This is a genomic window from Methylobacterium variabile, from assembly GCF_001043975.1.
Taxonomy (GTDB): Bacteria; Pseudomonadota; Alphaproteobacteria; order Rhizobiales; family Beijerinckiaceae; genus Methylobacterium; species Methylobacterium variabile.
The window spans coordinates 1-2,250 of record NZ_LABY01000439.1; the positions used below are offsets into that span (position 1 = coordinate 1).

The window sequence follows — 2,250 nt, forward strand, 5'->3', positions numbered from 1 at the left end:
GAGGGCGTCGCCGAGGCCGGCCTCGGCCGCCGCCAGGCTGTCGAGGCAGGCCCGCAGCAAGGGACCGCCGTTCCAATTGACGACCACGACGTCGAGGGCGGGGGTCGCGGCAGGGGTCATGGGAGGCGTATCGGCGGAGGTCATGGCAGGCCCCGCGGCGCACCGAGCCGCCCGCGCAGGCCGTCGAGCACGCCGCCGGCGAGGTGCTTCAGCACGCCCGGGCGGTAGCCGGAATCGGCCCAGTAGAGCAGGGCCTGGAGCGGCAGGTAGGCGGCCTGCCGCAGCTTCCAGCGCCGGGGCACGTGCGGCAGCCGCCAGGCATAGACGCTGTTGCGCAGGTAGGCGGCCATCCGGAAGGGCGGCTGGCGCGGCATCTCGATGCCGAGGCGGCGCGCGCGGATCACCCCGGCGCCGACCCGGTGGGGGAGGGCGGTGCCCGTCTCCATCCAGCAGCCGTAGCCCTTGCCCCAGGCGCGGAAGCACCACTCGAGGTCGACGCCGTCGATGAAGAAGTCGCTCCGGAACGGGCCAATGCGGGCATAGGCCTCGAGGTCGATGAGCGACCCGGAGGTGGCCAGGAACTCCACCGGCACCAGGGATCCGTAATCCGGGATTTCCGGCCGGCGCGGATAGGCCGGTGCCTTGCGGCCGGGCGCCGCCTCCGGCCGCGGACCGACCACGGCGGGGGGCAGGCTCAAGGTCCGCAGCCGCGCCAGGGCCGCCTCGAGGATCGCGACCTGCGCGGGCGTGAACGCCGCGTCCTGGTCGAGGAGCAGCACTTGCCGGGCTCCCGCGCCGGATGCGGCCCGTGCGATCGCGTCGAGGGCGCCGCCGACCCCGAGGTTCCGGCCGGCCGAGAGAACCAGGGCGCCGCGCCCGGTCAGGCGGGCCGCCGCGTCCGCCGGCAGGCCGCCATTGTCGAACACGATGGTCAGGCGCGGATCGGCCTCGACCCGGGCGAGCAGGGCCGCGACCTGCGCCTCCGTCGGCCGGAAGACCGTGACGCCCACGGCGACGGGACGGGGGGCGGATGCAGCCGGCGGGGTCGGCAGGGTCGTCTCGGCAAGGTTCGGGCGCACGCTGTCGTCCTGCGCGGCGTCGCGGTGGATCACGGGAGGTCTCCTCGCCGTAGGGCCATCGGGCTTCGCGGGTCAATACGCCGCCGCGACAACGAAATTGCGGCGGACCGGAGCCGGCCGACCCAGAACCAGGGCTTATGTGGGACTTTTGCCCACGTCAAGCGGACGCGCTTCGCCCGGAACCGGGATCCGACTCAGAGCCGATCCACAGTCAACCAAGCGAACGGCCCCTTTCCTTGGAATTGCCGATCCGTATCGTGCCATCGCAATGGTTTACGATCTCACCCCCGTCGAACTCCCGGTGGCCTGGCGCGGCTTGGCCGCTCCGATGGAGGCGGCCTCCGACGCGCTGGTGCGCCTCGACGAGCGCCTCGCCCGGGCCGAGCCGGTGCTCGCGGACGGCGCCCGGGCGCGGGCGCACCTGTTCGACGCCCAGGCCGCCCTGCACCTCGAAGGCCAGCTCGTCGCCCTGGAGGACCTGGTGCTGCACGAGGCGGCGATGGACGTGCGCCGTCCGACCCTGGCGCTGGGGCGCGCCGTCGCGGTGCTGGCCGACCGGCGCCGCCTCGCGGCGGCGGCGCCGGACTGGGCCTTCTCCGCCGCCGGCTGGACGCTCCTCCTCGGCGCCCGCCCCGACGCGCGTGGCGCGCCCGAGGACGGGGACGGCGAGGACCATACCGAGCCACCGGACGAGGCCGCGCTCGACCTCGCCGCCATCGACCGCCTCCTCGCGCGCACCCGCCGCACCCTCGCGGAGCACGGCGCGGGCGGGCCGGTCGCGCCCGGCGGCACGCTCGGCTCCTGGCGGCAGGTTCTCGACCGGACCCGCGACCTGCCGGCGGTGCTGGCCGCGGCGGTCGCCCTCGATGCCTGGCTGGTGCTCGACCCGGCGCCGCGCCAGGGTCATCTCGGGCCGCTGGCGGCGGCGGCCCTGCTGCGGGCCCGGGCCAAGGCGACCGCTCACCTGCCGACCCTGGCGCTCGGTCTGCGCGAGAGCCGGGCGCGCTGGTCGCGGGCGCTGCCGCCGCCCGAGCGCCTGGCCGGCCTCCTCGGCGCCATCGAGGCCGCCGCCCGCAGCGGCGGGCGCGACCTCGACCGCCTGACCCTCGCCCGCGAGGTGATGCTGCGCGCCTGCGCCGGAAAGCGGCGAACCTCGCGGGCGAGGGTCAGG

Annotated in this window: 2 protein-coding genes; one reads left to right on the plus strand and one right to left on the minus strand. The window is 76.0% G+C overall.

What is annotated here, in order from left to right; all coding sequences use genetic code 11:
• Positions 1 to 140 precede the first annotated feature (140 nt).
• Positions 141 to 1,112, minus strand: a complete 972-nt coding sequence (locus VQ02_RS33735; protein ID WP_245239937.1) for a glycosyltransferase family protein — start codon at positions 1,110 to 1,112, stop codon at positions 141 to 143.
• Positions 1,113 to 1,347: 235 nt separating this feature from the next.
• On the opposite strand from VQ02_RS33735, the gene VQ02_RS33740 reads away from it, so the two are divergent.
• Positions 1,348 to 2,250 (plus strand): DUF1612 domain-containing protein (locus VQ02_RS33740; RefSeq protein ID WP_048448646.1); only part of this gene is annotated, 903 nt, incomplete at its 3' end.